This window comes from Pseudomonas sp. TMW22090, from assembly GCF_022496665.1.
GTDB lineage: Bacteria > Pseudomonadota > Gammaproteobacteria > Pseudomonadales > Pseudomonadaceae > Aquipseudomonas > Aquipseudomonas gregormendelii.
In genome coordinates this window covers 562,198-588,455 of record NZ_SCFH01000002.1, presented here as the reverse complement: position 1 = coordinate 588,455, position 26,258 = coordinate 562,198, and the positions used below count along the sequence as shown (strand labels likewise).

Below are 26,258 nucleotides of genomic sequence, written 5' to 3'. Positions count from 1 at the left end.
GCAAGCCCGGCTCCCACAGGAAATCAGCGCCTACAGAACACCGTTATTACCCGCATAAAAATAATCAGTGGGAGTACATCTACATGCAAGCGACCAAGCCGACCCACGTCCGCTATTTGATATTGCTCATGCTTTTCCTGGTGACCACCATCAACTATGCCGACCGGGCAACCATTGCCATTGCGGGCTCCAGCCTGCAAAAAGACCTCGGCATTGATGCGGTCACCCTCGGTTACATCTTCTCTGCATTCGGTTGGGCCTACGTGGCCGGGCAAATTCCCGGTGGCTGGCTGCTGGACCGTTTCGGCTCGAAAAAAATCTATGCACTGAGCATTTTCACCTGGTCGCTGTTTACCGTGCTGCAGGGTTATGTCGGCGAGTTCGGCATGTCCACGGCGGTTGTGGCGCTGTTCATGCTGCGCTTCCTCGTGGGCCTGGCTGAAGCACCTTCTTTCCCCGGCAACGCGCGCATCGTCGCGGCCTGGTTCCCGACGGCGGAGCGCGGCACCGCTTCGGCGATCTTCAATTCGGCGCAATACTTTGCCACCGTGCTGTTCGCGCCGCTGATGGGCTGGATCGTCTATAGCTACGGCTGGCAGCACGTATTCATCGTGATGGGCGTAATCGGCATCATCTTCTCGGGCATCTGGCTGAAAGTGATCTACAGCCCGCGTCAGCACCCGATGATCAATGAAGCGGAATTCAAGCACATCGCCGACAACGGCGGCATGGTCGACATGGACCAGGACAAAGGCAAAGGGGCCAAGGCTGACGGACCGAAGTGGGACTACATCCGCCAATTGCTGACCAACCGCATGATGCTTGGTGTCTACCTGGGCCAGTACTGCATCAACGGCATCACCTACTTCTTCCTCACCTGGTTTCCGGTATACCTGGTGCAGGAACGCGGCATGACCATCCTCAAGGCAGGTTTCATTGCCTCGTTGCCGGCCATCTGTGGCTTTATCGGGGGTGTGCTCGGCGGGGTGATTTCCGATTACCTGTTGCGCAAGGGGCACTCACTGACCTTCGCTCGCAAGGCGCCGATCATTGCCGGCCTGCTGGTCTCCAGCAGCATTGTGGCGTGCAACTATGTCGATGTTGAATGGATGGTCGTCGGCTTCATGGCCCTGGCTTTCTTCGGCAAAGGCGTCGGTGCGCTGGGTTGGGCAGTGGTGTCCGATACGTCGCCCAAGCAGATTGCCGGTCTGAGTGGTGGCCTGTTCAACACGTTCGGTAACATCGCCTCGATCACCACGCCGATCGTGATCGGCTACATCATCAGCTCCACCGGCTCGTTCAAATGGGCCCTGGTGTTCGTCGGTTGCAACGCACTGGTTGCGGTGTTCAGCTACCTGGTGATCGTCGGTCCGATCAAGCGCGTGGTGCTCAAGGAACCGCCGGTGAGCGGTCCTGAAACGCATAATAAATTGTCCCAAGCGCATTCCTGAGGAGCGGCGTCATGCAGTTGATTGAACATTCCGACTCGCCGCGCTACATCCGCCTCAACGAGCGGGACAACGTGGTCGTAGTGGTTAACGACCAGGGCGTGCCGGCCGGCACAGCGTTTGCGGACGGCCTGGTAACCCTGGACTTTGTGCCGCAGAGCCATAAGGTCACCCTGGAAGACATTCCCGAGGGTGGCCAGGTGATTCGCTACGGCCAGACCATTGGCTACGCGTTGCAGCCAATTCCCCGCGGCAGTTGGGTCAACGAGGATCAACTGCGCATGCCGACCGCGCCACCCCTGGACAGCCTGCCGCTGTCCACCGAAGTGCCGGCGGCGCAGGCTCCGCTGGAAGGCTTTACCTTCGAGGGTTATCGCAACGCCGATGGCACCGTGGGCACGCGCAACATCCTCGGCATTACCACCACGGTGCAGTGCGTCACCGGCGTGCTGGACCATGCGGTCAAGCGCATCAAGGACGAGTTGCTGCCCAGGTATCCGCATGTCGACGACGTGGTGGCGCTGACCCATAGCTATGGCTGTGGCGTGGCGATTACCGCAACAGATGCGTACATCCCCATCCGCACCGTGCGCAACCTGGCGCGCAACCCGAACCTGGGAGGCGAGGCGCTGGTGATCAGTCTGGGCTGCGAGAAGTTGCAGGCCGGGCAGGTAATGCACGAGGGCGACAGTTCGGTAGACCTGAGCGACCCGTGGTTGTACCGCCTGCAGGATTCCAGTCACGGGTTCACCGAGATGATCGAACAGATCATGGCGCTGGCCGAGACTCGCTTGAAAAAACTCGACCAGCGTCGTCGCGAAACCGTGCCGGCGTCCGAGCTGATTCTGGGCATGCAGTGCGGCGGCAGCGATGCGTTTTCCGGGATCACCGCCAACCCGGCCCTGGGCTACGCCTCGGACCTGTTGCTGCGGGCCGGTGCCACGGTGATGTTCTCCGAGGTCACCGAGGTGCGCGACGCGATCTACCTGCTGACCTCCCGCGCTGAAACCGAGGAAGTGGCGCAGGAACTGGTGCGGGAAATGGACTGGTACGACCGATACCTGGCCAAGGGCGAAGCGGATCGCAGTGCCAACACCACGCCGGGTAACAAGAAAGGCGGGTTGTCGAACATTGTCGAGAAGTCGTTGGGCTCGATCGTCAAGTCGGGCAGCAGCGCGATCAATGGCGTGCTGGGCCCTGGCGAACGCTTCAAGCGCAAAGGCCTGATTTTCTGCGCAACCCCGGCCAGTGATTTTGTCTGCGGGACCTTGCAGCTGGCGGCCGGGATGAACCTGCACGTATTCACCACCGGGCGCGGTACCCCGTATGGTCTGGCGATGGCGCCGGTAGTGAAAGTCTCGACCCGCACCGAGCTGGCGCAACGCTGGCCTGACCTCATCGATATCGACGCCGGGCGGATTGCGACAGGGCGGGCTTCGATCGAGGACCTGGGGTGGGAGTTGTTCCACTATTACCTGGATGTTGCCAGCGGCAAGAAACAGACATGGGCCGAGCAGCACAAGCTGCATAACGACATCACCTTGTTTAACCCAGCGCCGATTACCTAAGACCGCGTCGCCTGCATCGCTGGCAAGCCAGCTCCCACAGGGATTTCTGCGTTGCATAAAACGTAAGAACATCGAGGATCTGTGTGAGCTGGCAAGCCAGCCCCCACAAGGATTTCGGCGTTGCATAAAACGTATGAACGTCGATGAATCTGTGAGAGCTGGCTAGGCAGCTCCCACAGGGATTTCTGCGTTGCATAAAACGTATGTACGCCGAGGAATCTGTGGGAGCTGGCTTGCCAGCGATAGCGGTCTACCAGACGCCAACGTCCCGGGTGGCTTATCATTAGCCACCTAACGACGCTCACCCAAGGTTAACTCCGGCATGCTGGCAATCTTCCTCGAAACCCTGAACATCACCGCCCCGGTGTTTGCCATGCTGTTTCTGGGTGTGCTGCTCAAACGCATTGACTGGATCAACGACAACTTCATCCACACCGCATCGGCCCTGGTGTTCAACGTCACCATGCCGGCGCTGCTGTTCCTGGGCATCCTGCATGCCGACCTGCATGCCGCCCTGCAACCGGAACTGCTGATCTATTTCTCGGTGGCGACCCTGGTGTGTTTCGCCATCGCCTGGGGCTGGGCGATCTGGAAATGTCCGCGGGAAGATCGCGGGATCTACACCCAGGGCGCATTCCGCGGTAATAACGGGGTGATCGGCCTGGCGCTGGCGGCGAGCATGTACGGCGACTACGGGATTTCCCTTGGGGCGATTCTCGCGGCGCTGGTGATCCTGTTCTACAACACCCTCTCGACTATCGTCCTGGCGGTGTACAGCCCGGTGATCAAGTCCGATCCCTGGAGTATCTTCAAGAGCGTGATGATCAACCCGTTGATCATCAGCGTGATTGCAGCGGCACCCTTTGCCTATTTCAAGATCGGCCTGCCGGGCTGGCTGGAAACCTCCGGGCAGTACCTGGCGCAGACCACTTTGCCCCTGGCCCTGATCTGCATCGGCGGCACCCTTTCGCTGGCAGCGATGCGAAAAAGTGGCTCTATGGCGCTCAGCTCCAGCCTGGTCAAGATGATCGGCCTGCCGGTGCTGGCGACGCTGGGCGCTTGGCTGTGGGGTTTTCGCGGGGCGGAACTGGGAATTTTGTTCCTGTACTTCGGCAGCCCGACCGCTGCCGCCAGTTTTGTCATGGCCCGCCAGGCCAATGGCAACCACGAGCTGGCGGCAGCGATCATAGTGATCACGACCTTGATGGCGGCGGTGACCACCAATGTCGGGATCTTTTGGTTGCAGTGGGGCGGGTGGATTTAGCCCAGGGGGTTGCGGCGCTCTCAAGGGCCTCATCGCGAGCAGGCTCGCTCCCACATTTGGAATGCATTGCCCTGTGGGAACGAGCCTGCTCGCGATGGCGGCAGACCTGTCACCACAACTTTCGAATAATCATTCCGGCTTCTGGTAAGTATCAATCACTTCCTGCGCCGCCCTGAACGCATCGATGGCCGCCGGTACTCCTGCATACACCGCACAATGCAACAGCGCCTCGCGAATCTCTTCCACCGTGCAGCCATTGTTCAACGCCCCGCGCACGTGCCCCTTCAATTCCTGCGGGCACTTGAGTGCGGTCAGCGCGGCCAGGGTGATCAGGCTGCGGGTTTTCAGCGGCAGGCCCTCGCGATTCCATACGCTGCCCCATGCGTGCTCGTTGACGAAGTCCTGCAGCGGCTGGGTAAAATCGGTGGCATTGCCCAGTGCGCGATCGACGAAAGCATCGCCCATCACTTGCCGACGCACTTCAACGCCGGGTTTTTTATTGTCGGTCATGGCACTTCCTTTTTGTGGTGTTGGCGACGCCAGGCGAGCAGTGACGTAAGCAGCACAAACGCCACCAGGGCTGGCAGGACGAAAAACAGCATCAGGTGTTCAAGCTTGCCGGCCAGCGGCATGCCGGTGGTAAAGGACACCACATGCAGGCCGTACGCAAGGTACAGCCCCAGGAAAACCAGGCCTTCGGCACGCGTCACCCGATAACCGGAGTAGAAGATTGGCAGGCACAGCGCCGCGACGCCGAGCATCACCGGCAGGTCGAAATCCAGGGCGTTGGGCGAGACCGACAAGGGCGTCGGAGCAATCAGCGCCGTGACGCCGAGCACGCCCAGCAGGTTGAACAGATTGCTGCCAATGACGTTGCCCACGGCAATTTCACGCTGGCCGCGCAAGGCCGCAATCAACGAGGTGGCCAGTTCCGGCAGGGAAGTGCTGATGGCCACGATGGTCAGGCCGATGATCCGTTCCGAAAGCCCAAGATCAGTAGCGACCGCGACCGCAGCGCCCAGTAGCAGGTGGCCGGCATACACCAGCATCCCCAGGCCGGCGACGATCATCAGCAGGCTGCTGAACCAGGGCGCCTGGCGAGTTTCATCGTGAGATGGCGGCCGCGCCGAGTGGCGCGACTGGCGCAACAACAGGCCCAGGTACACCATCAGCGCGGCCAGCAGCACCATGCCGTCGAAGCGGGTCAGTTCTTCATTCCAGGCAAGTATGAAGACCAGCAGGCTGGCGCCGATCATCAGCGGAATATCCAGGCGCACCACCTGCCGGGACACCCGCAGGGGGATAATCAGCGCCGACAGGCCAAGCGTTACCAGGATGTTGAAAATGCTGCTGCCGATGACGCTGCCCACCGCAATGTCGACGTTCTGTGCCAGGGTCGCCTGCAGGCTGATGGCCATTTGTGGCGCGCTGCTGCCGAGGGCGACGATGGTCAGGCCGATGATCAGCGGCCGCACGTGCAGGCGTGCGGCCAGGCGTACGGCGGCCCGCACCATCAGCTCGGCGCCGGCGATCAGTAGAACCAGGCCGCTGAGCAATTCAATTACGTTGATCAGGGGCAAATCTGCAAGTCCGAAAATGGTCGGCGCTCCAGCTGTCAGTCGTCGAGGGCTTGCACCCGCACCCGTGCGGTCCCGCTTCTGAGCATGCCCAGGCGTGCGGCAGCCTCGTGGGAAAGGTCAATCAGTCGCCCACGGGTGTGCGGGCCGCGGTCATTGATGCGGACCACGCAAGACTTGTCGTTGCTCAGGTTGGTGACCTTCACCCGCGTACCGAAGGGTAGTTGGCGATGGGCGGCGGTCAGGGAATTCTTGTTGAAACGCTCGCCACTGGCGGTGCGTTTCCCTTGGTGTTTGGCGCCGTAGTAGGACGCCGTGCCGGTCTTGTCGTAGCCGTGGGGATCGACGATGTCATTGCTGGAACAGCCGGCCAACAGAGAGAGCAGGGCGCAAAGCCCGAGTAGACGCTTCATTCAGGGTTTCCCGAAAACAAATGTGGGAGCCAACCTGCGGGCGATTGCGGAGTGTCAGACACGAACAGGGTGAATGTCAGACCGCTATCGCCAGCAGGCTGGCTCCCACAAGGAGTCGAGCCAGATTTGAAGGCTGGCTCCATTCTCATCAGCCTTCGAGTTTGCTTTTCAGCAGTTCGTTGACCTGTTGCGGGTTGGCCTTGCCTTTGGAGGCTTTCATGGCCTGGCCGACGAAGAAGCCGAACATCTTGCCGCGTTTGGCTTCATCTGCCGCGCGGTATTGTTCGACCTGCTCGGCGTTGGCCGCGAGCATCTCGTCCAGCACCGCCGAGATCGCACCGGTGTCGGTCACTTGCTTGAGGCCGCGCTTGTCGATGATCTCGTCAGCGCTGCCTTCACCGTTGGCCATGGCTTCAAAGACCACCTTGGCGATCTTGCCGGAGATGGTGTTGTCCTTGATGCGCAGCAGCATCCCGCCCAGCTGCTCGGCCGAGACCGGAGACTGGTCAATGTCCACGCCCTGCTTGTTCAACAGGCTGCCCAGCTCAACCATCACCCAGTTGGCCGCCAGCTTGGCGTCGCCGCTGATGCTCACGACTTTCTCGAAGTAATCGGCTTGTTCGCGACTGGTGGCCAGGACGCTGGCGTCGTAGACCGACAGACCGAACTGCTCCTGGAAACGCTCGCGCTTCTGCGGCGGCAATTCCGGCAGGGTCGCGCGCACGTCGTCGAGGAACGAGTCCTCGATGACCACTGGCAGCAGGTCCGGATCCGGGAAGTAACGGTAGTCGTTGGCTTCCTCCTTGCTGCGCATCGGACGGGTTTCGTCCTTGTTCGGATCGTACAGGCGGGTCTGCTGGATCACTTTGCCGCCGTCTTCGATCAGCTCGATCTGGCGCTGCACTTCGGTGTTGATCGCCTTCTCGATGAAACGGAACGAGTTGACGTTCTTGATTTCGCAGCGCGTGCCGAACTCGGCCTGGCCCTTCGGACGGATCGACACGTTGCAGTCGCAACGCAGCGAGCCTTCGGCCATGTTGCCATCACAGATGCCCAGGTAACGCACCAGTGCGTGGACAGCCTTGACGTAAGCCACGGCTTCCTTGGCACTGCGCATGTCCGGCTCGGAAACGATTTCCAGCAGCGGCGTGCCGGCACGGTTCAGGTCGATGCCGGTGGCGCCATTGAACTCTTCGTGCAGGCTTTTACCGGCGTCTTCTTCCAGGTGCGCCCGGGTGATGCCGACGCGCTTGACCGTGCCGTCTTCCAGGGCGATGTCCAGGTGGCCCTTGCCGACAATCGGCAGTTCCATCTGGCTGATCTGGTAGCCCTTGGGCAGGTCCGGATAAAAGTAGTTTTTACGGGCGAACACGTTGTGCTGGCCGATTTCGGCATCGATGGCCAGGCCAAACATCACCGCCATGCGCACCGCTTCCTGGTTCAGTACCGGCAGGACGCCAGGCATGCCGAGGTCAACCAGGCTGGCCTGGGTGTTCGGCTCGGAACCGAAAGTGGTGGAGCTACCGGAAAAAATTTTCGACCGGGTGGTGAGCTGGGTATGAATCTCCAGCCCGATCACGACTTCCCATTGCATGTGTTTCTCCTCAGAAGCCGGTTGGGGTGCGGGTGTGCCAGTCAGTGTTGAGCTGATACTGGTGGGCAACGTTCAACAGGCGACCTTCCTGGAAATACGGGGCAAGCAGTTGCACGCCCACCGGCAGGCCATCGACGAAACCGGCCGGCATAGACAAGCCCGGCAAGCCGGCGAGGTTGGCGGTGATGGTGTAGACGTCTTCCAGGTAGGCAGCGACCGGGTCACTGTTCTTGGCGCCGAGCTTCCAGGCCGGGTTCGGCGTGGTTGGGCCGAGGATGATGTCGACCTCGTTGAAGGCGGCCATGAAGTCATTTTTCACCAGGCGGCGGATCTTCTGCGCCTTCAGGTAATAGGCGTCGTAGTAGCCGGCCGACAGCGCGTAGGCGCCGACCATGATGCGGCGCTGCACTTCCGGGCCGAAACCTTCACCGCGGGAACGCTTGTACAGGTCGATCAGGTTTTTTGGGTCTTCGCAGCGATAGCCGAAACGTACCCCGTCGAAACGCGACAGGTTGGAGGAGGCTTCTGCCGGGGCGATCACGTAGTACGCAGGAATCGCGTGCTGCATGTTCGGCAGGCTGATTTCCTTGATCACGGCACCGAGCTTTTCCAGCTCCTTGATGCTGTTGTGGATCAGCTCAGCGATGCGCGGGTCCAGACCGGCGCTGAAGTATTCCTTCGGCACGCCGATGCGCAGCCCTTGCAGCGAGCCGTTGAGGCTGGCGCTGTAATCCGGCACGGGCTCGTCGATGCTGGTGGAGTCATTGGCATCGAAACCGGCCATGCCTTGCAGCAGGATCGCGCAGTCTTCGGCGGTGCGCGCCAGAGGGCCGCCCTGATCGAGACTGGAGGCGTAAGCGATCATGCCCCAGCGCGAAACACGACCGTACGTCGGTTTAAGGCCCGTGAGGTTGGTAAACGCGGCGGGCTGACGAATGGAGCCGCCGGTGTCGGTCGCGGTGGCGGCCGGCAGCAGGCGCGCGGCAACGGCCGCAGCTGAACCGCCGGACGAACCGCCCGGTACGTGTTCCAGGTTCCACGGGTTTTTCACCGCGCCGTAGTAGCTCGACTCGTTGGCCGAACCCATGGCGAATTCGTCCATGTTGGTCTTGCCCAGGGTCACGGCCCCGGCAGCGGCCAGCTTGGCAACCACGGTGGCATCGTACGGCGCCTTGAAGTTGTCGAGCATCTTCGAGCCGCAGCTGGTGCGGATACCCTGGGTGCAGAACAGGTCCTTGTGGGCGATCGGCGCGCCAAGCAGGGCGCCGCTCTCACCATTGGCCCGGCGGGCGTCAGCGGCTTTGGCCTGCTGCAGCGCGAGGTCCTCGGTGAGGCTGATGAAGCTGTTGAGCTGTGGATCGAGCTGGGCGATACGCGCCAGCAGGACCTTGGTCAGCTCTTCGGAAGAAAACTTTTTGTCGGCGAGTCCGCGGGCGATCTCGGCCAGAGTCATTTGATGCATTGCAGGCTCTTTCCCTTTAGTCGATGACTTTCGGAACCAGGTACAGGCCGTTTTCGACCGCTGGTGCGATGGACTGGTAGGCCTCGCGATGATCGGTCTCGGTCACGACGTCCGCGCGCAGGCGCTGGCTGGCTTCCAGTGGGTGGGCGAGCGGCTCGATACCGTCGGTATTGACCGCCTGCATTTCGTCGACCAGCCCGAGAATGCTGTTCAGGGCCGAAGTGATGTGTGGAAGATCGGCATCATTGAGGCCAAGGCAGGCCAGATGAGCGATTTTTTCCACGTCGGAGCGTTCAAGCGCCATGGGAATCTCCAGTGGAAAACAGAACGGACGGCGTCCGTGTGTTAGATTGTCGGAACACTACCGCATTTCTACGGTCATAAGGCCGCGATTGTGGGGGTTGGTGCACAGAAAAGCGGCCAATTTAACATATTGGCGCCTTGCCCAAAATCCCTGTCGTTGTTAGAGTTTGCCGCACTTTTTTACCCACGCGTTGCCTAGGGTCCTTTCCCCATGTTCAAGAAACTGCGTGGCATGTTTTCCAGCGATCTTTCCATTGACCTGGGCACTGCCAACACCCTTATTTACGTGCGCGAGCGCGGAATCGTTCTGAATGAGCCATCGGTTGTGGCCATTCGGACACACGGTAACCAGAAAAGTGTCGTGGCCGTCGGCACCGAGGCCAAGCGTATGCTCGGCCGTACTCCAGGAAATATTGCTGCCATTCGTCCGATGAAAGACGGCGTAATCGCCGACTTCAGCGTCTGCGAAAAGATGCTGCAGTACTTCATCAACAAGGTTCATGAAAACAGCTTTCTGCAGCCTAGCCCCCGAGTGCTGATCTGCGTTCCATGCAAATCCACCCAGGTTGAGCGTCGTGCCATCCGTGAATCGGCCCTCGGTGCCGGTGCCCGTGAAGTGTTCCTGATCGAAGAGCCGATGGCTGCTGCGATCGGCGCCGGCCTGCCGGTAGAGGAAGCTCGCGGTTCGATGGTTGTCGATATCGGTGGCGGTACCACTGAAATCGCGCTGATCTCCCTGAACGGTGTGGTCTATGCCGAATCCGTACGGGTTGGCGGCGACCGCTTCGACGAAGCGATCATCACCTACGTGCGTCGCAACTACGGCAGCCTGATCGGCGAATCCACCGCCGAGCGCATCAAGCAGGAAATCGGTACGGCCTACCCGGGCGGCGAAGTTCGCGAAGTCGATGTTCGCGGTCGCAACCTGGCTGAAGGCGTGCCACGTGCTTTCACCCTGAACTCCAACGAAGTGCTGGAAGCTCTGCAAGAGTCCCTGGCAACCATCGTTCAGGCAGTGAAAAACGCGCTGGAGCAATCGCCTCCGGAACTGGCTTCCGATATCGCCGAGCGTGGCCTGGTGCTGACCGGTGGTGGCGCCTTGCTGCGCGACCTCGACAAGCTGCTGGCCCAGGAAACCGGCCTGCCGGTGATCGTTGCCGAAGACCCGTTGACCTGCGTTGCTCGCGGCGGTGGCCGTGCATTGGAAATGATGGATAAACACACCATGGACCTGCTCTCCAGCGAATAAGTCGCGGGGTTGCATCTATGCTGTTGAGCGCACAGGCAGCACTTTGCAGTGCTGCCTGTTGGCGTTTATCTTCTGTCAGTCTGCATCCAGGCCGGTCTGCCGTATGAATAAACAAAACATTTGCCTGGGAGGAGCGGCTTATTAAACCGCTTTTCACCAAAGGGCCTTCACTTGGCGTGCGCTTGTTGGTGCTGGTCGTGCTATCGGTCGCGCTGATGGTGGTCGATGCCCGCTTCACACTGCTCAAGCCAGTGCGTAGCCAAATGTCGCTGGTGCTGATGCAGTCCTACTGGATCACCGACCTGCCGCAGCGGTTATGGCAAGGCGTGGCCAGTCAGTTTGGCAGCCGCACCGAACTGGTCGCCGAAAACGAAAAACTCAAGACCGAAAACCTGCTGCTGCAGGGCCGCATGCAAAAGCTTGCCGCCCTGACCGAGCAGAACGTTCGGCTGCGCGAGTTGCTCAATTCTTCGGCCTTGGTCAACGAAAAGGTCGAAGTGGCCGAGTTGATCGGCATGGACCCCAATCCCTTCACCCATCGCATCATCATCAACAAGGGTGAGCGTGACGGCGTGGTCCTTGGCCAGCCGGTACTCGATGCCCGCGGCTTGATGGGGCAGGTGGTCGAGTTGATGCCATACACCTCCCGCGTGTTGCTGCTGACCGATACCACCCACAGCATTCCGGTGCAGGTGAATCGCAATGGCCTGCGCGCAATCGCCAGTGGCACCGGCAACCCGGAACGCCTGGAATTGCGCCATGTGGCCGATACGGCCGACATCAAGGAAGGCGACCTGCTGGTCAGTTCCGGCTTGGGCCAGCGGTTCCCGGCCGGTTACCCGGTGGCCACGGTCAAGGAAGTGATCCATGACTCCGGCCAGCCATTTGCCATCGTTCGCGCCGTGCCCACCGCCGCATTGAACCGCAGTCGTTACCTGCTGCTGGTGTTCAGCGACGGGCGCACGGCCGAAGAGCGTGCCAATGACGCAGCCCAGGCCCAGGAAACCCTGGACCAGTACGGTGGCGGCCCGATGATTCCTGCCACGGTGCCCAAACCTGCCATGGTCCCGGCGGCAGCGACCGCGCCCGCAGCTCCCGCAGCTCCCGCTGTGCCGGCGGTCGTCGCGCCGGTGACGCCTGCCGCCGCGACCCCGGTCAAGCCTGTGGTGACAAAGCCGCCGGTCACCAGGCCTGCTGCCAAACCGCCTGTCTCTGCACCGGCTAACACTGGGGGACGAGAATAATGGTCGGTACGACTGCATCCCGAAACGGCTGGATCGTCTGGCTGACCTTCGCCATCGGCATGCTGCTCAGCGTCTCACCGCTGCCGCAGTTCATGGAAATCCTGCGCCCATTGTGGCTGGCATTGCTGCTGGCCTTCTGGGCACTGGCGATGCCGCAGAAAGTCGGCATGGTCACCGCATGGTGCCTGGGTCTGGCCGAGGACGTGCTCTATGGCACGCTGCTGGGCCAGAACGCCTTGATTCTCACGCTCATCACCTTCCTGGTGCTGTCGCTGCAACAACGCCTGCGGATGTTCCCCATGTGGCAGCAGAGCCTGGTGATCCTGGTGATCTTCGGCCTGGCCCAACTGGTTCAGCTATGGCTCAGCGCCCTCACCGGTAATCGCCAGCCGACACTGGCGCTGGTATTGCCCGCGCTGGTCAGTGCCCTGCTGTGGCCGTGGATCAGCTACGGTTTGCGCGGGCTGCGTCGACGCTACAAGATCAACTAATTCGGTCAGGCATTTGCCCGCACGGGTTTACTGGACAGGGAGATGTCGTGATGAAACAGCTATTTCTCGCCTCAGGCTCGCCACGTCGGCGTGAGTTGCTCACGCAGATTGGCGTGCCGTTTTCCGCCATCAGTGCGGACATCGATGAAACCCCCTTGAATGACGAATCCCCTTCGGCCTACGTCGAGCGCCTGGCGCGAGGCAAGGCCGAGGCCGGGCGTGATGCTGTCGTGTCCGCCGCAGAGTATTGCGTGCTGGGCGCCGACACCGCCGTAGTGCTGGACGGGAAAATTCTTGGCAAGCCGGTGGACGAAGCTGACGCATGCGCCATGCTTATGATGATGTCCGGTCGCGAGCATGAAGTTCTGACAGGTATCGCGGTGCTCGATGGCGCGCATTGCGAATCCCGGGTGATCCGCAGCCTGGTGCGTTTTCGCCGCATTGAAGCGCCAGAAGCGGCGGCCTACTGGGCCAGCGGCGAACCCCGTGACAAGGCCGGCGGTTATGGTATCCAGGGGCTCGGCGCGGTGTTCGTGGCGGGGCTGGATGGCAGCTACTCGGCGGTGGTTGGCTTGCCACTGTGCGAAACCGCAGAACTGCTGGGCCATTTCGGCATACCCTGTTGGCAAACCCTTAACGCGCTCTGAGCGTCGTACTGACAAGATGCGGCCATTATCGTGAAAATGCCTGAACGAGACCCTGCCATGAGTGAAGAGATCCTGATCAACATCACGCCGATGGAATCGCGCGTGGCGGTGGTTGAAAACGGTGTTCTGCAAGAGGTTCATGTCGAGCGCACGCAAAAGCGCGGGATTGTCGGCAACATCTACAAGGGCAAGGTCGTTCGGGTATTGCCGGGGATGCAGGCAGCTTTTGTCGACATCGGCCTGGATCGGGCGGCGTTCATCCACGCCTCGGAGATTTCCCTGCGCGAAGGGCCTGCGGTCGAGAGCATCAGCGCACTGGTTCACGAAGGCCAGAGCCTGGTGGTGCAAGTCACCAAGGATCCGATCGGCTCCAAAGGCGCACGCCTGACCACCCAGCTGTCGATTCCGTCGCGATACCTGGTGTACATGCCGCGTACGGCCCATGTCGGCATCTCCCTGAAAATCGAAGACGAAGGCGAGCGTGAACGGCTCAAGCAGGTGGTCACCGACTGCGTGGCCAGGGAAGGGATCAAGGAAGCGGGCGGTTTCATTCTGCGCACGGCCGCAGAAGGCGCCGGTGCCGATGAAATCCTCATGGACATCCGTTACCTGCGCAGGCTCTGGGATCAGATCAACGAGCAAATCAAGACCATCGGCGCGCCGAGCGTGATCTACGAAGACCTCGGCCTGGCGCTGCGCACCTTGCGCGACCTGGTCAGCCCGAAGATCGAAAAAATCCGCATCGACTCCCGGGAAACCTTCCAGAAAACCACGCAGTTCGTCGCTGAACTGATGCCGGAAATTGCTGATCGCCTGGAGCATTACCCGGGTGAACGGCCGATTTTCGATCTTTACGGCGTCGAAGATGAAATCCAGAAGGCCCTTGAGCGCAAGGTCCCGCTCAAATCCGGTGGCTACCTGGTGGTCGATCCGGCGGAAGCCATGAGCACCATCGACGTCAACACCGGGGCTTTTGTCGGGCATCGCAACCTCGAAGAAACCATCTTCAAGACCAACCTGGAAGCGGCCACCGCCATCGCTCGTCAACTGCGCCTGCGCAACCTGGGCGGGATCATCATCATCGACTTCATCGACATGGAAGACGAAGAGCACCAGCGCCAGGTCCTGCGTACCCTCGAAAAACAGCTGGAGCGCGACCACGCCAAGACCAACATCATCGGCATCACCGAGCTGGGCCTGGTGCAGATGACCCGCAAGCGTACCCGTGAAAGTCTCGAACAGGTGCTGTGCGAACCTTGCAGCAGCTGCCAGGGCCGGGGAAAGCTGAAGACGCCGGAAACCGTCTGCTATGAAATTTTCCGGGAAATCCTGCGGGAGGCTCGCGCCTATCAGGCCGAAGGCTATCGTGTATTGGCGAACCAGAAAGTTGTCGACCGTCTGTTGGATGAGGAGTCCGGCAATGTCGCCGAACTCGAAGGATTTATCGGCCGCACCATCCGGTTCCAGGTGGAAACCATGTATTCACAGGAACAATACGACGTGGTGCTGCTCTGAACCCTTACGTCGTCAATCACCTGGAACAGCTGGCCTCAGCTTTCTGCAGTTTTAACGCCATGGGAGCCAACTGACATGGACCGTCTGACACGCATTTTGGCCGCACTGACCCGCTGGGGTCTGGGCCTGTGCGCGTTGGCTTTGGTGCTGATGGCGCTCTACGTCAGCCTTGGGCGGGAACTGACGCCGCTGGTGGCCGAATACCGGGCCGAGGTCGAGGCCAAGGCCAGCGCCGCGTTGGGTATGCCGCTGCACATCGGTGAACTGGAAGGTAACTGGAGCGAATTTGCGCCGATCCTGCTGGCCCATGACGTGATGCTCGGCGAAGGAGCAAACGCTCTGCGCCTGGACCAGGTGCGCGCTGTGCCGGATATCTTGGCCAGCCTGCTGGCCCGCGAAGTGCGCCTGGCCCATCTCGAACTCAACGGCCTGAAGATCAGCCTCAAGGAAGGCGAGGATGGCCATTGGGCGCTGGAAGGATTGCCCGTCCAGCAGGATCAGCCGCTGGACCCTGAGCAACTGCTAAATCGTATGCAGATGGTCCAGCAGCTTTCGGTCCTTGAGAGCCAGGTGACCTTGCAGCCGCTGGATCATGTGCCGCTTACCCTGACGTATGTCGGCATGAGCCTCAAGACCGGCAGCTCCCGACAGCGGCTCGATGCCCGGCTGACATTGCCGGATGGCCAGCCATTGGCCCTGAGCCTGCGCACTCGTCTGCAGGCCCGCGACTGGAAGAACGGTGCGGCGGACGCCTATCTCAGCCTGCCGCAAAGTGACTGGTCGAAGTGGCTGCCAGAGCGTCTGACCCAACACTGGAATTTCACCGAGATCAAGGCCGGCGGCGAGCTGTGGGTAAACTGGAGCAAGGGCGCGCTGCAGAGCGCGGCCGTGCGTCTGAACGCGCCGCAAATCAAAGGTGCCTACGCCGAGCGCAAGCCGATCCAGATCAGCAACCTGGCACTCAACGCCTATTTCCAGCGTGACGCCGCGGGTGCGCTGGTCACGCTGGACTCCTTGGCCATGAACTTCGGCGAAACCCGTTGGGAATCGCGACTGCAACTCAAGCAGAGCGGGGCCAGTGATAACACCCCGGAACTGTGGCACCTGCAGGCCGATCGCCTCGACCTTACGCCGCTCACGCCGCTGTTGAATGCGCTGGGCCCCTTGCCTGAAGGCGTCGCCACGGCGGTCGAGCGACTTAAAGTGACTGGTAGCCTGCGTAATGTACTGCTCGACTTCCGGCCAGCGGCCACGGACGACAGCAAAATCAGCTTTGCCGCCAACCTCGACCGGGTAGGCTTCAATGCCTATCACGGTGCACCGGCGGCGCGAAATGTCAGTGGCAGTATCAGTGGCGACCTGGGGCAGGGCGAGTTGCGCATGGACAGCAAGGACTTTTCCCTGCACCTGGACCCGATCTTCGCCAAGCCCTGGCAGTACCTCCAGGCCAACGCCAAGCTGACCTGGAAAATTGATAAAGAAGCCTTCACCCTGACCGCGCCCTACCTGAAGGTGTTGGGCGAGGAGGGCAAGATTGCCGGCGACTTCCTGATCCGCCTGCATTTCGATCATTCCCAGGAAGACTACATGGACCTGCGGGTCGGCCTGGTGGACGGTGATGGTAAATACACTGCCAAGTACCTGCCGACCGTATTGAGCCCGGCGCTGGACGAATGGCTGCGCACCGCGATTCTCAAGGGCGCGGTAGACGAAGGTTTCTTCCAGTACCAGGGCTCGCTGGCCCACGGCGCTGCAGAAGCGGATCGCAGCATCAGCCTGTTCTTCAAGGTTCATGACGCAGAACTGGCCTTCCAGCCAGGCTGGCCGCATGTCAGCAAGGTCAGTGGCGATGTGTTCATCGAGGACAGCGGGGTGCGGATTCTTGCCAGCAAAGGGCAGTTGCTCGACACCCAGGTTCGCGATATCTACGTCGAAATTCCCCATGCGGCTGCCGGCAAAAGCAGTCACCTGCTGCTCGACGGCGCTTTTGCCGGGGGCCTGGGCGATGGCCTGAAAATTCTCCAGACCGCGCCGATCGGTACCGCGCAGACCTTTGCCGGCTGGGAAGGCGAGGGCGACCTGCAGGGCAAGCTGAAGCTGGATATTGCGCTGGCCAAGGGCGAGCTACCGAAAATCCTGGTCGACTTCAAGACCGCCAAGTCGCGCCTGAAATTGAGCGAACCGGCACTGGAATTGACCCAGCTCAAGGGTGATTTCCGTTTCGACAGCACCAAAGGCCTTAGCGGTCAGAACATCACGGCACGGGCCTTTGATAAGCCGGTCTCCGCGCAGATCTTTGCCGATGGCAGTGCCGGCGATCTGAAAACCCGGGTGACGGCATCGGGTCAGGTCGAGGTGAAAAAACTTACCGATTGGTTAAGCGTGACGCAGCCGTTGCCGGTCACCGGCGTGATTCCCTATCAACTGCAGCTCAACCTTGGCGGAGCCGACAGCCAGTTACTGGTCAGCTCCAATCTCAAGGGCGTTGCCATCGATCTGCCTGCGCCGTTTGGGATGGCAGCGGATGTGGGGCGCGACACCACGTTCCGCATGACCCTGCAGGGTGAGGATCGGCGTTACTGGGTCAATTACGGCGAGCTGGCGAACTTCACCTATGAAGCACCCGTCAGCAATTTCGCCGAAGGTCGTGGCGAACTGCTGCTAGGTGGCGGACAGGCCGTCGTGCCGGGTGCCAAGGGCCTGCGAGTGCGCGGTTCGCTACCGGAACTGGACGTCGGGCCCTGGAAGGACCTGGCAGACAAATATGCCGGCCAGGATCCTGGCGGCAGTGCCAAGCAGTTGCTCAGCAGCGCCGACCTGAAGATCGGCAAGCTCACCGCCATGGGTACGACCCTGGATCAGGCATCGGTGCAGTTGAACCGCAGGCCGGCCTCGTGGGCCCTGCAGCTCGACAGCCAACAGGTCAAGGGCACGGTCGCCATCCCTGACGCCAAAGGTGCGCCGATTGCCATCAACCTGCAGTACGTGAAGTTGCCAGCGCCCGATCCGACGGTCCTCGCCGATGAGAATTCGCCGGATCCGCTGGCCACCGTGGACCCGACAAAGATTCCGGCGCTGGATGTCATGATCAACCAGCTGTACCAGGGCAAGGACCTGGTTGGCGCCTGGTCGCTGAAGGTCCGCCCCACGGCCAAAGGCATTGCCCTCAACACCCTGGACCTGGGCCTCAAGGGCATCCTGCTGCAAGGCAGCGGTGGCTGGGAAGGCACACCGGGCGCATCGAGCAGCTGGTACAAGGGCCGGATCAGCGGCAAGAATCTCGCCGACGTACTGAAGGGTTGGGGATTCGCGCCGAGTGTCACCAGTGAAAACTTTCACATGGACGTCGACGGTCGCTGGCCCGGTTCGCCAGCCTGGCTGGCCACCAAGCGCTTCTCCGGCAGCCTCGATGCGTCGCTGAATAAAGGCCAGTTCGTCGAAGTTGATGGCGGCGCCCAGGCATTGCGGGTATTTGGCCTGCTGAACTTCAACTCCATCGGCCGGCGCCTGCGCCTGGACTTTTCCGACCTGTTCGGCAAAGGCTTGAGCTACGATCGGGTCAAGGGACTGCTGGTCGCAAGTGACGGGGTCTACGTCACCCGCGAGCCGATCCTGATGACTGGCCCATCGAGCAACATCGAGTTGAATGGCACCCTGGACCTGGTGGGCGACAAGGTCGATGCCAAGTTGCTGGTGACCTTGCCGGTGACCAATAACCTGCCAATTGCCGCGCTGATTGTCGGCGCACCGGCCATCGGAGGCGCGCTGTTCCTGATCGACAAGTTGATCGGCGACCGCGTGGCGCGTTTCGCCAGCGTCAAGTACACCGTCAAGGGGCCGTGGAAAGAACCGAAAATCACTTTCGACAAGCCTTTTTGAAATCATCAGCCAGGCTCGATGGAGTAGCATGGCCCCTGTAGGAGCTGCCGCAGGCTACGATCTTTTGACGTTGATTTCAAAATCGTCAAGATCAAAAGATCGCAGCCTTCGGCAGCTCCTACGGGGTATGTTTCGATTTCACGATAGGAATACGTCATGTCATTTGCGGTGATTCAAATGGTCAGCCAAAGCGATGTGCCGGCCAATCTGGCCCAGGCCCGCCGCTTGCTCGAAGAGGCCGCCGCAGCTGGCGCGCGCCTCGCCGTGCTGCCGGAAAACTTTGCCGCCATGGGCCGCCGTGATATCGCTGACATCGGGCGCGCCGAGGCGTTGGGCGAAGGTCCGATCCTGCCATGGTTGAAACAGACTGCCCTCGACCTCAAGTTATGGATAGTGGCCGGCACATTGCCGCTGCCGCCGGTGGATCAGCCGACGGCCAAGGTGCACGCCTGCTCGTTGCTGGTCAATGACCAGGGCGAGACGGTGGCGCGCTACGACAAGCTGCACTTGTTCGATGTGGATGTGGCAGACAACCGCGGGCGTTATCGCGAATCCGATGACTATGCTTATGGCAGTGGTGTCGTGGTAGCGGATACACCCGTCGGCCGGGTCGGCCTGACGGTGTGTTATGACCTGCGTTTCCCCGAACTGTACAGCGAATTGCGGGCTGCCGGCGCGGAGTTGATTACCGCACCTTCAGCCTTCACGGCGGTCACGGGCGCGGCGCATTGGGAGGTGCTGATTCGCGCACGGGCCATCGAGACACAGTGTTACGTGCTCGCGGCCGCCCAGGGTGGAACTCATCCGGGACCGCGCGAAACCTGGGGGCACGCCGCCATCATCGATCCTTGGGGGCGGGTGCTGGCCCGGCAGGATCAAGGCGAGGCCGTGCTGCTGGCCGAACGCGATAGCAGCGAACAGGCGTCCATCAGGGCGCGGATGCCGGTGTCCAGTCACCGGCGCTTTTTCTCGCAGGGCGCACAGCGACCTGCCTCGCAATGAACGAATTTAAGGCGCAAAGCATATGAGCGAGTTGTTGTCCTCAGTCAGTGAACACCTCCTGGCACCTGGCGGCGTCACCATCGAGAGCCTGCAAGGTGTGCTCGGCGATCTCGCCGGCCCGGGCATCGATGCCGCCGACCTGTACTTCCAGGGACAGATCTCCGAGTCCTGGGCGCTGGAAGACGGCATCGTCAAGGAAGGCAGTTTCAACCTCGACCAGGGCGTCGGCGTGCGCGCGCAGTCCGGTGAAAAAACCGGCTTTGCCTACAGCAACGCCATCACCCTCGAAGCCCTGGGCGCCGCGGCCCGTGCCGCGCGTTCGATCTCCCGTGCCGGCCAGAATGGCAGCGTGCAGGCCTTCACTACCCAGGACGTCGCCCAGTTGTACGGGCCGGATAACCCGCTGGAAGTGCTGAGCCGTGCCGAGAAAGTCGAGTTGCTCAAGCGCATCGACGTCGCAACCCGTGCTCTCGATCCGCGCATCCAGCAAGTCACCGTGAGCATGGCCGGTGTGTGGGAGCGCATTCTGGTGGCTTCCACCGACGGCAGCCTGGCAGCGGATGTGCGTCCACTGGTGCGCTTCAACGTCAGCGTGATCGTCGAGCAGAACGGTCGCCGCGAGCGCGGTGGCCATGGCGGCGGCGGTCGTACCGACTACCGTTATTTCCTCAGTGATGACCGCGCCATGGGCTACGCCCGCGAAGCGCTGCGTCAGGCGCTGGTGAACCTGGAAGCCATTCCGGCACCGGCCGGCACCTTGCCGGTCGTACTGGGCTCGGGCTGGTCCGGTGTGTTGCTGCACGAGGCGGTTGGTCACGGCCTGGAAGGCGACTTCAATCGCAAGGGCAGCTCCGCCTACAGCGGACGCATGGGCGAGATGGTTGCCTCCAAGCTGTGCACCATCGTTGATGACGGCACGCTGGCCGGTCGTCGCGGCTCGCTGAGCGTCGACGATGAAGGCACTCCGACCGAGTGCACCACCCTGATCGAAAACGGCGTGCTCAAAGGCTATATGCAGGACAAGCTCAACGCCCGGCTGATGGGTGTGGCCCGCACCGGCAACGGTCGTCGCGAATCTTATGCGCACCTGCCGATGCCGCGCATGACCAATACCTACATGCTGGCAGGCGAGAGTGATCCGCAGGAGATCATTGCCTCGGTGAAACGCGGCATCTACTGCGCCAACCTCGGCGGTGGCCAGGTCGACATCACCAGTGGCAAGTTTGTGTTCTCCACCAGCGAGGCGTACCTGATCGAGGATGGGAAGATTACCGCGCCGGTCAAAGGCGCAACCCTGATCGGTAACGGGCCGGAGGCGATGAGCAAGGTGTCGATGGTCGGCAACGACCTGTCGCTGGACAGCGGTGTAGGGACCTGTGGCAAGGATGGGCAGTCGGTGCCGGTCGGTGTCGGCCAGCCAACGCTGAAGATTGATGCGATCACTGTGGGTGGCACAGGATCCTGAGGAACACGTGTTCCGTGCAGGAGCTGCCGCAGGCGGCGATCTTTTGCTTTTACAAGATCAAAAGATCGCAGTCTTCGCCAGCTCCTACCTCGGAGGGTTTGGGCGCTACTTAACGCAAACCGCGTTGAGTCTCGTCCAGCTCACGGATGTACTTGAAGATTTTACGGCTCGATGCCGGCGGCTTGTTGGTCGCCAGTTCGTGCTGGGCCTGACGGATCAGGGAGCGCAACTGCTGGCGATCAGCTTCCGGGTAGTCGAGCACGAACTTCTCCAGGACCGCATCGTCGCCCGCGATCAAGCGATCGCGCCAGCGTTCCAGGCCATGGAAACGTTCGTTGTACTGCCGGGTGGAGGCATCGAGTTGATCGAGCAGAACAAGAATGGCGTCAGTGTCCTGGTCGCGCATCAGTTTGCCGATGAACATCAGGTGCCGTTTACGCGCGATATTCGCGGTGTGCTTGGGCGCATCGGCCAGTGCCCGGCGCATGGCGTCGGTCAACGGCAGTTTTGCCAGCAAGTCAGGCTTGAGTGTTGTAAGGCGCTCGCCAAGGTCAACCAGAGCATGCAGCTCGCGTTTAACCTGGGATTTGCTTTTTTCTCCCGTATCGAGGGAGTCGTCGTAAGAATCAACCATGGTGGCCGTCCGCAAAGAAACGCCGCCATGATAACCAGTCGGGGGCCGCTTGTCCGGCCCGGTCGCTCGATGACCCTCGCCGAAAGCAGAATTTGAGTGGAGAACAGCATGAGTGCAGTTGAAAGCGTCGGCCCGCAAGCGTTGCCGGCACTGCAGGAACAGGTCGAGCAGATCATTGCTGAAGCCAAGCGCCAGGGCGCCAGTGCCTGTGAAGTAGCAGTATCCCTGGAGCAGGGCCTGTCGACTTCGGTGCGCCAGCGTGAGGTCGAGACTGTTGAGTTCAACCGCGATCAGGGCTTTGGCATCACTTTGTACGTTGGCCAGCGCAAAGGCTCGGCCAGCACGTCGGCCAGTGGGCCGGAGGCAATCCGGGAAACCGTGGCCGCCGCGCTGGCAATTGCCAAGCACACGTCCGAAGACGAAGCCTCGGGCCTGGCAGATGCCGCGCTGATGGCCAAAGACCTGAAGGATTTCGATCTGTTCCACCAGTGGGACATAACCCCGGAGCAGGCCATCGAGATGGCCCTTAGCTGTGAAGCGGCGGCGTTTGCAGCCGACAGCCGGATCAAGAACGCCGACGGCACCACCCTCAGCACGCATCAGGGCTGCCGCGTCTATGGCAACAGCCACGGGTTCATTGGCGGTTATGCATCGACCCGCCACAGCCTGAGCTGCGTGATGATCGCCGAGGCCGATGGCCAGATGCAGCGCGATTACTGGTATGACGTCAACCGCCAGGGCAATCTGCTGGCCGACCCGGTGAGCATTGGCCAGCGTGCCGCGCAGCGGGCTGCCAGCCGGTTGGGCGCGCGCCCGGTGCCAACATGTGAAGTGCCGGTGCTGTTCTCCGCCGAACTTGCCGGTGGCTTGTTCGGCAGTTTCCTTTCGGCGATCTCCGGCGGCAGCCTGTATCGCAAATCTTCATTTTTGGAAGGCACCTTGGGGCAGCAACTGTTTCCGCAATGGCTGACCATCGATGAGCGTCCACACCTGATGCGCGCCATGGGCAGTTCGGCGTTCGACGGCGATGGCCTTGCGACCTATGCCAAGCCGTTCGTCGAGAAGGGCGAGCTGGTGTCGTACATCCTTGGCACCTATTCCGGTCGCAAGCTGGGGATGCCGAGCACCGCCAACGCCGGCGGCGTGCACAACCTGTTCGTCACCCATGGCGACGAAGACCAGGCGGCCTTGTTGCGCCGCATGGGGCGCGGCCTGCTGGTAACCGAGTTGATGGGGCAGGGCCTGAACATGGTCACTGGCGACTATTCCCGCGGTGCTGCGGGCTACTGGGTAGAAAACGGCGAAATCCAGTTTGCGGTCCAGGAAGTGACCATCGCCGGCAACATGCGCGACATGTTCAAGCAGATCGTTGCCGTGGGTAATGACCTGGAACTGCGCAGCAACATTCGCACGGGGTCGGTGCTGATTGAGCGGATGACCGTCGCAGGCAGCTGATATTTTTGCTGCAACACTAAAGGCACGCCACCCAACCGGATGGCGTGCTTTTTTTTCGCCTGCACACCACGGCAGGTAAAGCACGCCTGTGGGAACACGCTTTGCTCCCATAGGGGGATTATCCGGAATCTCGGGGTTGTGTTGGTTCTCATTATCATCTAATAATAAGTCTCATTACCGAATGAGCCCGGATCATGAGTTCTGCCTTGCACGAGCAGCCCTATCAAGAAAGCTGGCGCTGGATGAGTCGCCAGATCCGTTGCGCAATGGACCCTGACGAGCCGCGCCTGATTGAGCACTACCTGGCCGAAGGCCGGTACCTGGCGTGTTGCACGGCCACTTCTCCCTGGACCATCGCCGAAACCTCTTTCCGTTTGCTGCTGGATACCGCCGCCGACGTCGCTCTGCCCTGGCACTGGCGCAGCTTGTGCCTTGACCAGGCCTGGCGTCCGCTGCGCGACCTGGAGCGCCTCTCCTTGTGCAAATGCCGCCTCAAGCGCTGGCAACGCTACACCTGGCAACTGGCCACCTGCGAGTTGCAGCCCTCCATTCCTCTAAACGAACTGGTGCAAGGATTTTCTGATGAACAAGACACGTATTGAGCGCGACAGCATGGGCGAATTGAACGTCCCGGTAGACGCCCTGTACGGCGCGCAAACCCAGCGCGCAGTGGACAACTTCCCCATCAGCGGCAAGCCGATGCCGGTGCAGTTCATCCGTGCATTGATCCTCGCCAAAGCTGCAGCGGCCCGCGCCAATGTCGAGCTCAAGCAGATCAGCGAGTCGCAGGGCAAAGCCATTGTCGATGCGGCGCAAGGCTTGCTCGAGGGCGACTTCATGCAGCACTTCCCGGTGGATATCTTCCAGACCGGTTCGGGCACCAGTTCCAACATGAACGCCAACGAAGTGCTCGCCACCCTGGCCAGCCGCCTGCTCGGTGAGCCGGTCAATCCAAACGACCACGTCAACTGCGGCCAGAGCAGCAATGACATCATCCCGACTACCATCCATGTCAGCGCTGCCCTGGCGCTGCACGAGCAATTGTTGCCGGCATTGACCCGCCTGGTGCAGGTGATCGAGCGCAAGGCCGAAGAGGTTCATCACCACGTCAAGACCGGTCGCACGCACCTGATGGATGCCATGCCGGTGCGCATGAGCCAGGTGCTCAACGGTTGGGCCCAGCAACTCAAGGCGAACGTCGGGCACCTGCAGGATTTGCTGCCGAGCCTGCAATCCCTGGCTCAAGGCGGCACGGCGGTGGGCACCGGGGTCAACGCCCATCCCGAATTCGCGGTACGTTTCAGCGAACAGTTGAGCAAGTTGACCCTGGTGGAGTTCACCCCGGGCCAGGATCTGTTTGCGCTTATCGGCTCGCAAGATACGGCCGTCAGTGTTTCCGGCCAGTTGAAAGCCACCGCCGTGACCTTGATGAAGATCGCCAACGACCTGCGCTGGATGAACTCCGGCCCTTTGGCCGGTCTCGGTGAAATCGAACTCGAGGCCCTTCAGCCGGGCTCTTCGATCATGCCGGGCAAAGTCAATCCGGTCATACCGGAAGCCACCGCCATGGTTGCCGCTCAAGTGATCGGCAACGACACGGTCATCACCGTCGCCGGTCAGTCGGGCAATTTCGAGCTCAACGTGATGTTGCCGATCATCGCCCAGAACCTGCTGAGCAGCATCGAATTGCTGGCCAATTCCAGCCATCTGCTGGGTGAAAAAGCCATCGCCAGCTTCAAGGTCAACGAAGCCAGGCTCAAGGAAGCGCTGTCGCGCAACCCGATCCTGGTCACGGCCCTGAACCCGATCATTGGCTACCAGAAAGCCGCTGAAATCGCCAAGAAGGCCTATCAGCAAGGCCGCCCGGTGATTGATGTCGCCCTTGAACACACTGACCTGACGCGCAGCCAGCTCGAGCTTTTGCTTGACCCGGTAAAGCTCACTGCAGGCGGCGTGTAACCACCGCTACCGTTTTGGAGGCTCACCATGGAGCACTGGAAACGCACGATCGAAAGAGCAAATCGCTGTTTCATGCAGGGCGAACTGGTCGATGCGCGCGAGGCTTACTTGCAGGCATTGGCGCTGGCCCAGGTGTTGTTCGAGCGCTGGGCGGATGCCGACGAAGCGGTAGCAGCCTGCGTCATCTCCCATCACAACCTGGCAGACCTGCACCTGCGGCTCAATCAGCCGGAGGAGAGCGCCGAATACCTTTGTGCCATTCACCAGCGGTTGCTGCAGACCATGCAGGACATGCGACTGGCGCCAGCCTTGCGCGAAGCGGCGCTGCGCCAGAGCAGCAAGACCTATGTCGAGCTGCTGAATTTCATCAGCGAACACGGTGAATACCCACGGACCCACCGCCTGCTGCACATCGAAGCCGTTCCAACTGCCAACCGGCCTGCGCCTCTTCATCATGGAGTTCACTGAACATGGCTTTTACCCTGCCTGCCTTGCCCTACGCCTACGATGCCCTGGAACCGCACATTGATGCCAAGACCATGGAGATCCACTACACCAAGCACCACCAGACCTACATCAATAATCTGAACGCCGCCGTCGAAGGCACCGAATTCGCCGAATGGACCGTGGAAAAACTGGTGGCGGCCGTCCAGCAGCTGCCGGAAAAACTGCGTGCCGCCGTTATCAACCAGGGCGGTGGCCATGCCAACCATTCGCTGTTTTGGGAAGTCATGGCCCCGCACGGTGGCGGCGCCCCTGACGGCGCGCTGGCCCAGGCAATCAACGAGCAACTGGGCGGGCTCGACAGTTTCAAGGAGGCGTTCACCAAGGCTGCGCTGACCCGTTTTGGCAGTGGCTGGGCATGGCTGAGTGTGACCCCGCAGAAAAAACTGGTAGTGGAAAGCAGCGGCAATCAGGACAGTCCGCTCATGAATGGCAACACGCCCATCCTTGGCCTGGACGTGTGGGAGCACGCCTACTACCTGCAGTACCAGAACCGCCGCCCGGAATACATCAACGCGTTCTACAACGTGATCAACTGGCCTGAAGTGGCGGCGCGCTACAAAGCGGCCCTGGGTTGAATCTTCA

The 26,258-nt window shown here is 61.1% G+C and carries 23 protein-coding genes; 16 read left to right on the top strand and 7 right to left on the bottom strand.

Annotated features, from left to right (window positions below):
- The first annotated feature begins 77 nt into the window (after positions 1 to 77).
- The 3 genes from EQV97_RS08840 to EQV97_RS08830 all read left to right on the top strand — a co-directional run bounded on the left by EQV97_RS08840 (position 78) and on the right by EQV97_RS08830 (position 4,280).
- Positions 78 to 1,451 (top strand): MFS transporter, encoded by a 1,374-nt coding sequence (locus EQV97_RS08840; RefSeq protein ID WP_346769718.1) that lies wholly within the window; start codon positions 78 to 80, stop codon positions 1,449 to 1,451.
- An 11-nt stretch (positions 1,452 to 1,462) separates the two neighbouring features.
- A complete protein-coding gene (gene garD, locus EQV97_RS08835) occupies positions 1,463 to 3,016 on the top strand; it encodes a galactarate dehydratase (protein WP_225570544.1) in 1,554 nt (517 codons plus the stop codon).
- A 322-nt stretch (positions 3,017 to 3,338) separates the two neighbouring features.
- Positions 3,339 to 4,280, top strand: a complete 942-nt coding sequence (locus EQV97_RS08830; protein ID WP_240888829.1) for an AEC family transporter — start codon at positions 3,339 to 3,341, stop codon at positions 4,278 to 4,280.
- 129 nt (positions 4,281 to 4,409) lie between these two features.
- On the opposite strand, the gene EQV97_RS08825 is transcribed toward EQV97_RS08830, so the two are convergent.
- The 6 genes from EQV97_RS08825 to gatC form a co-directional block, all read right to left on the bottom strand.
- Positions 4,410 to 4,790, bottom strand: coding sequence for a carboxymuconolactone decarboxylase family protein (locus EQV97_RS08825; RefSeq protein ID WP_045061477.1), 381 nt, complete (start codon positions 4,788 to 4,790; stop codon positions 4,410 to 4,412).
- Positions 4,787 to 5,851, bottom strand: a complete 1,065-nt coding sequence (locus EQV97_RS08820; protein ID WP_122838603.1) for a calcium/sodium antiporter — start codon at positions 5,849 to 5,851, stop codon at positions 4,787 to 4,789. Before EQV97_RS08820 ends, EQV97_RS08825 begins: the two co-directional genes overlap by 4 nt.
- Before the next feature lie 44 nt (positions 5,852 to 5,895).
- The gene (locus EQV97_RS08815) at positions 5,896 to 6,270 is read right to left on the bottom strand and encodes a septal ring lytic transglycosylase RlpA family protein (RefSeq protein ID WP_240888828.1); all 375 of its coding nucleotides are present in this window, start codon (positions 6,268 to 6,270) and stop codon (positions 5,896 to 5,898) included.
- 148 nt (positions 6,271 to 6,418) lie between these two features.
- Positions 6,419 to 7,864: an Asp-tRNA(Asn)/Glu-tRNA(Gln) amidotransferase subunit GatB gene (gene gatB, locus EQV97_RS08810; protein WP_122837498.1), complete on the bottom strand. Its 1,446-nt coding sequence runs from the start codon at positions 7,862 to 7,864 to the stop codon at positions 6,419 to 6,421.
- Between the two features lie 10 nt (positions 7,865 to 7,874).
- On the bottom strand, positions 7,875 to 9,326 hold the full coding sequence (gene gatA / locus EQV97_RS08805; protein ID WP_045061474.1) for an Asp-tRNA(Asn)/Glu-tRNA(Gln) amidotransferase subunit GatA: 1,452 nt from the start codon (positions 9,324 to 9,326) through the stop codon (positions 7,875 to 7,877).
- 16 nt (positions 9,327 to 9,342) lie between these two features.
- Positions 9,343 to 9,630 (bottom strand): Asp-tRNA(Asn)/Glu-tRNA(Gln) amidotransferase subunit GatC, encoded by a 288-nt coding sequence (gatC, locus tag EQV97_RS08800; RefSeq protein WP_045061473.1) that lies wholly within the window; start codon positions 9,628 to 9,630, stop codon positions 9,343 to 9,345.
- Positions 9,631 to 9,840: 210 nt separating this feature from the next.
- On the opposite strand from gatC, the gene mreB reads away from it, so the two are divergent.
- From mreB to tldD, 8 genes are all read left to right on the top strand, one after another.
- The gene (gene mreB / locus EQV97_RS08795; protein ID WP_240888827.1) at positions 9,841 to 10,878 is read left to right on the top strand and encodes a rod shape-determining protein MreB; all 1,038 of its coding nucleotides are present in this window, start codon (positions 9,841 to 9,843) and stop codon (positions 10,876 to 10,878) included.
- Between the two features lie 140 nt (positions 10,879 to 11,018).
- Positions 11,019 to 12,122 (top strand): rod shape-determining protein MreC, encoded by a 1,104-nt coding sequence (gene mreC / locus EQV97_RS08790; protein WP_346769717.1) that lies wholly within the window; start codon positions 11,019 to 11,021, stop codon positions 12,120 to 12,122.
- Positions 12,122 to 12,613, top strand: a complete 492-nt coding sequence (gene mreD, locus EQV97_RS08785) for a rod shape-determining protein MreD (protein WP_045061471.1) — start codon at positions 12,122 to 12,124, stop codon at positions 12,611 to 12,613. Before mreC ends, mreD begins: the two co-directional genes overlap by 1 nt.
- Before the next feature lie 50 nt (positions 12,614 to 12,663).
- Positions 12,664 to 13,260, top strand: a complete 597-nt coding sequence (locus EQV97_RS08780; RefSeq protein ID WP_122837500.1) for a Maf family protein — start codon at positions 12,664 to 12,666, stop codon at positions 13,258 to 13,260.
- Between the two features lie 57 nt (positions 13,261 to 13,317).
- Positions 13,318 to 14,775, top strand: coding sequence for a ribonuclease G (gene rng, locus EQV97_RS08775; RefSeq protein ID WP_045061469.1), 1,458 nt, complete (start codon positions 13,318 to 13,320; stop codon positions 14,773 to 14,775).
- Between the two features lie 75 nt (positions 14,776 to 14,850).
- The gene (locus EQV97_RS08770) at positions 14,851 to 18,654 is read left to right on the top strand and encodes a YhdP family protein (RefSeq protein ID WP_240888825.1); all 3,804 of its coding nucleotides are present in this window, start codon (positions 14,851 to 14,853) and stop codon (positions 18,652 to 18,654) included.
- Positions 18,655 to 18,810: 156 nt separating this feature from the next.
- Complete coding sequence (locus EQV97_RS08765) at positions 18,811 to 19,656, top strand: carbon-nitrogen hydrolase family protein (protein WP_122837502.1); 846 nt, start codon at positions 18,811 to 18,813, stop codon at positions 19,654 to 19,656.
- Between the two features lie 22 nt (positions 19,657 to 19,678).
- Positions 19,679 to 21,121: a metalloprotease TldD gene (tldD, locus tag EQV97_RS08760; RefSeq protein WP_122837503.1), complete on the top strand. Its 1,443-nt coding sequence runs from the start codon at positions 19,679 to 19,681 to the stop codon at positions 21,119 to 21,121.
- A gap of 109 nt (positions 21,122 to 21,230) precedes the next feature.
- Here the strand turns inward: tldD and yjgA are convergent, their stop codons facing one another.
- A complete protein-coding gene (gene yjgA / locus EQV97_RS08755; protein ID WP_045061465.1) occupies positions 21,231 to 21,755 on the bottom strand; it encodes a ribosome biogenesis factor YjgA in 525 nt (174 codons plus the stop codon).
- A gap of 108 nt (positions 21,756 to 21,863) precedes the next feature.
- Between yjgA and pmbA the strand changes: the two genes are divergently transcribed.
- The 5 genes from pmbA to EQV97_RS08730 all read left to right on the top strand — a co-directional run bounded on the left by pmbA (position 21,864) and on the right by EQV97_RS08730 (position 26,251).
- Positions 21,864 to 23,210: a metalloprotease PmbA gene (gene pmbA / locus EQV97_RS08750; RefSeq protein ID WP_122837504.1), complete on the top strand. Its 1,347-nt coding sequence runs from the start codon at positions 21,864 to 21,866 to the stop codon at positions 23,208 to 23,210.
- A 194-nt stretch (positions 23,211 to 23,404) separates the two neighbouring features.
- Positions 23,405 to 23,812 (top strand): FagA protein, encoded by a 408-nt coding sequence (locus EQV97_RS08745; RefSeq protein WP_122837505.1) that lies wholly within the window; start codon positions 23,405 to 23,407, stop codon positions 23,810 to 23,812.
- The gene (locus EQV97_RS08740) at positions 23,793 to 25,169 is read left to right on the top strand and encodes a class II fumarate hydratase (protein WP_122837506.1); all 1,377 of its coding nucleotides are present in this window, start codon (positions 23,793 to 23,795) and stop codon (positions 25,167 to 25,169) included. The genes EQV97_RS08745 and EQV97_RS08740 overlap by 20 nt, the downstream gene beginning before the upstream one ends.
- Before the next feature lie 27 nt (positions 25,170 to 25,196).
- Complete coding sequence (locus EQV97_RS08735; RefSeq protein ID WP_122837507.1) at positions 25,197 to 25,637, top strand: hypothetical protein; 441 nt, start codon at positions 25,197 to 25,199, stop codon at positions 25,635 to 25,637.
- A 2-nt stretch (positions 25,638 to 25,639) separates the two neighbouring features.
- Positions 25,640 to 26,251, top strand: a complete 612-nt coding sequence (locus EQV97_RS08730; RefSeq protein ID WP_240888824.1) for a superoxide dismutase — start codon at positions 25,640 to 25,642, stop codon at positions 26,249 to 26,251.
- Positions 26,252 to 26,258: the final 7 nt, after the last annotated feature.

Bases quoted from the DNA above. Each gene is read 5' to 3' on its own strand.
- garD (WP_225570544.1), top strand. From the start codon at position 1,463: ATGCAGTTGATTGAACATTCCGACTCGCCGCGCTACATCCGCCTCAAC.
- EQV97_RS08830 (WP_240888829.1), top strand. From the start codon at position 3,339: ATGCTGGCAATCTTCCTCGAAACCCTGAACATCACCGCCCCGGTGTTT.
- EQV97_RS08825 (WP_045061477.1), bottom strand. From the start codon at position 4,790: ATGACCGACAATAAAAAACCCGGCGTTGAAGTGCGTCGGCAAGTGATG.
- EQV97_RS08815 (WP_240888828.1), bottom strand. From the start codon at position 6,270: ATGAAGCGTCTACTCGGGCTTTGCGCCCTGCTCTCTCTGTTGGCCGGC.
- gatB (WP_122837498.1), bottom strand. From the start codon at position 7,864: ATGCAATGGGAAGTCGTGATCGGGCTGGAGATTCATACCCAGCTCACC.
- gatA (WP_045061474.1), bottom strand. From the start codon at position 9,326: ATGCATCAAATGACTCTGGCCGAGATCGCCCGCGGACTCGCCGACAAA.
- gatC (WP_045061473.1), bottom strand. From the start codon at position 9,630: ATGGCGCTTGAACGCTCCGACGTGGAAAAAATCGCTCATCTGGCCTGC.
- mreB (WP_240888827.1), top strand. From the start codon at position 9,841: ATGTTCAAGAAACTGCGTGGCATGTTTTCCAGCGATCTTTCCATTGAC.
- mreD (WP_045061471.1), top strand. From the start codon at position 12,122: ATGGTCGGTACGACTGCATCCCGAAACGGCTGGATCGTCTGGCTGACC.
- EQV97_RS08780 (WP_122837500.1), top strand. From the start codon at position 12,664: ATGAAACAGCTATTTCTCGCCTCAGGCTCGCCACGTCGGCGTGAGTTG.
- rng (WP_045061469.1), top strand. From the start codon at position 13,318: ATGAGTGAAGAGATCCTGATCAACATCACGCCGATGGAATCGCGCGTG.
- EQV97_RS08770 (WP_240888825.1), top strand. From the start codon at position 14,851: ATGGACCGTCTGACACGCATTTTGGCCGCACTGACCCGCTGGGGTCTG.
- EQV97_RS08765 (WP_122837502.1), top strand. From the start codon at position 18,811: ATGTCATTTGCGGTGATTCAAATGGTCAGCCAAAGCGATGTGCCGGCC.
- tldD (WP_122837503.1), top strand. From the start codon at position 19,679: ATGAGCGAGTTGTTGTCCTCAGTCAGTGAACACCTCCTGGCACCTGGC.
- yjgA (WP_045061465.1), bottom strand. From the start codon at position 21,755: ATGGTTGATTCTTACGACGACTCCCTCGATACGGGAGAAAAAAGCAAA.
- pmbA (WP_122837504.1), top strand. From the start codon at position 21,864: ATGAGTGCAGTTGAAAGCGTCGGCCCGCAAGCGTTGCCGGCACTGCAG.
- EQV97_RS08745 (WP_122837505.1), top strand. From the start codon at position 23,405: ATGAGTTCTGCCTTGCACGAGCAGCCCTATCAAGAAAGCTGGCGCTGG.
- EQV97_RS08740 (WP_122837506.1), top strand. From the start codon at position 23,793: ATGAACAAGACACGTATTGAGCGCGACAGCATGGGCGAATTGAACGTC.
- EQV97_RS08735 (WP_122837507.1), top strand. From the start codon at position 25,197: ATGGAGCACTGGAAACGCACGATCGAAAGAGCAAATCGCTGTTTCATG.
- EQV97_RS08730 (WP_240888824.1), top strand. From the start codon at position 25,640: ATGGCTTTTACCCTGCCTGCCTTGCCCTACGCCTACGATGCCCTGGAA.